The organism is Corallincola holothuriorum (assembly GCF_003336225.1).
GTDB classification, from domain to species: Bacteria; Pseudomonadota; Gammaproteobacteria; order Enterobacterales; family Neiellaceae; genus Corallincola; species Corallincola holothuriorum.
This window is the reverse complement of the sequence record NZ_QPID01000021.1, coordinates 1-4743: the sequence shown is the minus strand read 5'-3', so window position 1 is coordinate 4743 and position 4743 is coordinate 1. Positions and strand designations below refer to the sequence as shown.

At 44.3% G+C, this 4743-nt stretch carries 7 protein-coding genes; all 7 read right to left on the bottom strand.

Annotation, left to right across the window (positions count from 1 at the left end; translation table 11 throughout):
* Positions 1-219: 219 nt before the first annotated feature.
* Positions 220-777, bottom strand: coding sequence for a hypothetical protein (locus DU002_RS19170; protein ID WP_114340067.1), 558 nt, complete (start codon positions 775-777; stop codon positions 220-222).
* Positions 778-893: 116 nt separating this feature from the next.
* On the bottom strand, positions 894-1301 hold the full coding sequence (locus tag DU002_RS19165) for a hypothetical protein (protein ID WP_147271907.1): 408 nt from the start codon (positions 1299-1301) through the stop codon (positions 894-896).
* A 120-nt stretch (positions 1302-1421) separates the two neighbouring features.
* Entirely contained in the window at positions 1422-1964 is a 543-nt protein-coding gene (locus tag DU002_RS19160; protein ID WP_147271906.1) for a suppressor of fused domain protein, read from the bottom strand.
* 75 nt (positions 1965-2039) lie between these two features.
* Positions 2040-2504: a hypothetical protein gene (locus DU002_RS19155; protein WP_114340064.1), complete on the bottom strand. Its 465-nt coding sequence runs from the start codon at positions 2502-2504 to the stop codon at positions 2040-2042.
* Positions 2505-2617: 113 nt separating this feature from the next.
* Positions 2618-3115, bottom strand: a complete 498-nt coding sequence (locus tag DU002_RS19150; RefSeq protein WP_114340063.1) for a hypothetical protein — start codon at positions 3113-3115, stop codon at positions 2618-2620.
* A gap of 105 nt (positions 3116-3220) precedes the next feature.
* Entirely contained in the window at positions 3221-3721 is a 501-nt protein-coding gene (locus DU002_RS19145) for a hypothetical protein (RefSeq protein ID WP_114340062.1), read from the bottom strand.
* A gap of 114 nt (positions 3722-3835) precedes the next feature.
* On the bottom strand, positions 3836-4573 hold the full coding sequence (locus tag DU002_RS19140; protein ID WP_114340061.1) for a hypothetical protein: 738 nt from the start codon (positions 4571-4573) through the stop codon (positions 3836-3838).
* Between the last annotated feature and the right edge of the window lie 170 nt (positions 4574-4743).

Here is a 4743-nt window from a genome sequence, read left to right as displayed (position 1 = left end):
ATAGCAACCGACGAAAGTACCGGCTTCATCTGATGTATCAGCTCTTTTTTAGGAGAAAACGATGGCTAGTTTTTTAGCAGGGATCAGTGCGTCAAACTTGACAGTGGGAGTCATACCAACGCCCCAACCATGGGCGGATTGAGCTGGCTAAAATAAGGAGCGCAGCGACGACAGCCAGCGAGAAGAGGTCCGCGTGAGTTGGTTTGTTAGCAAACCGGGCTATGAGGCTTTCGGAAAAAGGCCTGATAGCTGTTCCAGAAAGACTCTAACAGCTTGGTTCTTTGACGATGCAATGGTGGCATTCGCTTCTCCGTGAACCGATATTTCTTTCACTGTCTCACCATCTCTTGAAACGAGTGATGCAACGGCATCCAGCGACAATACAGATTTCTTACTGTATCGGCTTTCTCTCATCATCCCGATTCGTTTGAATTCAACTACCATTTTGGTATCTGACTCCGCCACGACTGCAACACCCGAAGCCTCAAAGCTTTTTATCACAGATTCTCTCAGGTACTGCCGATCCACTTCATCAAAGACATAAGTGTGACTAACCGGAACATGAACACCGCCGCCGGAGGCGACCTCCGACTGCGTAGTACTGGAGCTATGATCTGGGTATGAGAATGGTAAAAGCTCTACTTGCTTGATTTCCTGACCTAAATCTAACGTTACCGTTTGCACAGAGCTAGATACAAAAATCCCTCTCTGGGGATGATAAACGGCGCAACTAGTGAGGAATGAGAGAATACATGCAACAACTAAATACCTTTTCATTACTACTCCATAATTCTTAGGTTTGCTAACGCCCCAACCATGGGCGGATTGAGCAGGCTAAACTAAGGAGCGAAGCGACGAAAGCCTGCGAAAAGCCGTCCGCGTGAGTTGGTTTGTTATATGCCAGTTCGGTACTCGCGTTGCGGTACTTCTGCAGTGACATCACCATGATTTTCCCTTTTTGCTTTGATAGTGAGTACCTTGGGGTACTCAGCATTACAGCAAACCGATACATCAAAGCCTTTGCTAAATGCATCCTCAATATCAACGCCGCAGACTTCGTAGATTATGTCGCCATACTCGAACCCATGCCGGCTGAGGACATCTATTGCCTTCAATTGGCGAACTCGAAACCCAACCAATTTGTAGCCAAATAAACTGGGTGCTTTGACTGGGGTAAGAGTGCCGGGAGGGAAGACTTGCTTATGATCCTCAAGGATTTTTGCTTCTCGTTCGCAAGTTGCTGCATGTGCACCACTCAAAAAGCTCATGGCAAAGAGATACAAAGATATAGTGGCGAACATCTTCAAAGGGTTGCCTCTGGCATATAACGCCGCAAACAGGAGCAAAGGCCAGCGGCTCGCCGCGTTGTGGCCTTTGTCCACGCGAGGAGCGAAGCGACGAGTGCTTGCTGATTTGCCTTGTTAAGCGGCAACTTGAAACAACCAGTTGGGATACACTTTGCGAGCCATTTCTTCAACAGCCTGCCGTGATAGCGCAATTTCCTGATCACTAATTGGAACTCCCAACAGCCACCGAACTGTTTGGCCAGTAGAAACAGAAAAGGAGTGTTGCGATGGAACGTATGCCATATGCCGGTATGAACTGCGAGCATTGCAACGCACCACATCCTCACACACGAGCGGCCATTCACTGCACTCGCGGCCTTTAAGCCAGTACAACGAAGAAGCAATGGCATTTGGAAGCCAGTCAAGCTCACCCGAGGCCGCGAATTCGAAGCCAGCAGATGGCAAGCTTAGAGTTTTATCAGAGCAGCCAATAGTTGAATAAAAAGCCGTTGATGATTCGAACCTGCCAATTGGGATGGGGTTGGCATCATTCTCATCTCGGTAAGCTGCTACCGAAGGCACACCTTCGAATTTGCTGCGAAGGTACTGCGCAATTTCCTTATGGTGCTCTGGAGGCACATTAATCTCCTTGACGCTTAACGCCCAAAAAATGGGCAAGTGTAGCGGCTCCGCCGCGTCGTAGCACTTGTCCCCGCGAGGAGCGCAGCGACTAGTGCTTGATTATTTTGCTTGTTAGAAGTCGCCTTCCCTGCAGCTTCTTGCTTCCAGCTTAGGTTCATGAGGCCGACAATTGTTATAGGCGAATGCGACATGATGGCGGCCTAAGTCATCCACAAAGCTACATTCAACCTCACAAGGTTTACCCAACGCTGAACGCCAGTAATGATACTTGTGCTGATACTCAACTTCGAAGCGTGCTATTAACTTCGCGGAAGTAAGCCAATTACATGGGATCGCACGCTTGTTTAAGAGCAGTTCAAGCATGCCCCGGTAGCACGTCACCAAGGAGTCAAATTGATGGGTAAACGGTTCAACTGAACCATTTAGCAAATCCAGTTCGACAACTTTATGGCTCTCGTTCTCGACGAACTTATACAGTTTCCCGATCCCCCAATAGCCATCAACATCGTTGTTTCTGCTATTGAACGAGCCGACTATACCGCTTGCTATACTCCCAAGCTCTTTTCGACGAGCCATAATTCTCCAGCGACTTCTAACGCCCAAAAAATGGGCAGGTGCAGCGGCTCCGCTGCGTCGTGGCACCTGTCCCCGCGAGGAGCGCAGCGACGAGTGCCTGATTATTTTGCTTGTTAGGCTTCAAAAGCACTGGGGTACTGGAGCGCGTAATATGTCGCTTTACAAGCTTTAACTATCTCTTCGCGTCTTTGCTGTTTCGACCACCCATTTATGCATTCGCAGTACCACTCATCGTCCAGAACTGTATATTCACCGTACGACTCGGGATAACCAGCTTGAATGTTTGCATAGTAGATCTTGGATGCTCCGGCCTCTGGAGCAAGCTCGCCATCGATGACCTCTTTGGCCAAGGCTTTTGCGTAACCTTCTATCGCTTCTTCAGCGCAGGGCTGACGGATACACAGCTCTCGTAAAACTCGTTGAAAATAGTCTTCTACTTCGAACTCGTTAAGTGGCTGAAGAAGCGTAGCCAGCACCGCAAGGTTTTCGGTATCTACGCCTTGCTCCAGCAGTGACATCGCCCATGCTACTTTGTGCTCGCCACCTCCTGAGCACATGGCGACTAAACCAAGCACCTTATACGTTTCAACTTGTTGCGATTCAGTGAGCATATCTTCCTTGAAGCCTAACGCCCATATTAACAGGCTAAAAATTGTGGGCTAAAATCGAGCGAAGCGAGTGAGCCCGCTGTTTTTAGTCCTTGTTAAATTGACTTGTTAGGTTTTTGACTGCTGTAAATATAACTCGGCTAGTTCAACAAGCGTACTCGGTGCATTTGGAACTGCTAATTTAATATCTTCAGCAAGAGCGAAATTATCAAAACCTTTCATATCTTTTAGTAAGTTGGGAGTAGATTCTAATAACGTTATAGATTTATTGAGAATGTTTTTGAACACTCTCAGTGATAACACTTGTGAATCCCTATCAACTTCATCATGGTAAAACTTCACTAGCTTGGTACAAATTCGGAGCTCTGTACCTTTATATTGAAATTCAGCTATTGGTAACTCTTTAAGGAATTGTTCAAACCTTTCATTACTCGCTTCTAAAGTCTTTCGTGGCGGGGAAACATTTCGAGCACAAAATTCAAATACAACAGATTCAATTTTACCACCGTAGCTTTCGCTAAGGTGCTCACTTAACCACTTTCCGGCAACATTCAACGTTGCATTACCGCCAAATATTGAATATGTTCTGTAGCAAAATAGTATATCCATGATAAAAAACCTAACGCCCGCATCACGGGCAATTGAAAGTTGGACCGTTTTTTTGCAAAAAATGGGCTGACTTTTAATTGTCGCTGTGCATGCGTTTGTTAGCTGCAAGTTTAATTAATCTACCAATCTAGTATTAATACGATTAATCTTCTTTTTTATATGATGACTATAAAATTTCGGTTCTATTTTAGTATTAGTCATTAACCACTCGAGCCACACATGATCATTTGGAATTGAAGGTCCTCTCATTCCATCAACAAATAATTTATTAAGAAAAGTACACATAAGCGAATTTTCTTCTAACTCCAAAACATCAAGTAACAATACATCAATTGCTCTGGTAAACGCTGATAAACATTTTAAGGCATCTTCATACACCCATTGACTTGATTCAACTGATATATCAATAACACCCTTATTTCTATTGTTCTGCTCTTCCCCGACCACATATATGTCAATTGGATGCTCAGAAGGCTTGGTCGAAAATACTCTGTTTTTTTGTTTAGTTTTTGGATGTACATAATCATTACGTATTTTAATCAATGATGAAAATACTTGAATTTGATATTGCCCCCTATCAAAACCACCTTTTTTCATTAAAAATGAAAACATTTCAAGTTTTGCTATTGGGTCTAATTTGTCAATAGAATTTCCAAAGCCTGTTGAAAAATCTAAAAACTGGATAAGATTATTAGCCAATGCTTCTACTGCAAAAGAGCAATGTAAAATAGTAGACTTAACAAGCAATCTTTTAGTTGATGGATCTTGAGCTTCAAATGCTGCTTTTAAGCATAGAACTGAATCTATATAATTTGGTAAGAACGGCTTGATAATCTCATAATCTTTACCCAACTTTGAACTCCTAATTTTTATATAAATCAATTATGTGTGATAGCAGCTAACGCCTTTGATAACAGGACCTATAACGCGCCCAAATAAAACCACCGCTCTCTGGGTGGTTCCTCGTTTATCAAACTTGTTGTACACCCGCACCGCCGTGGCTATGGACGAACAACGTTATC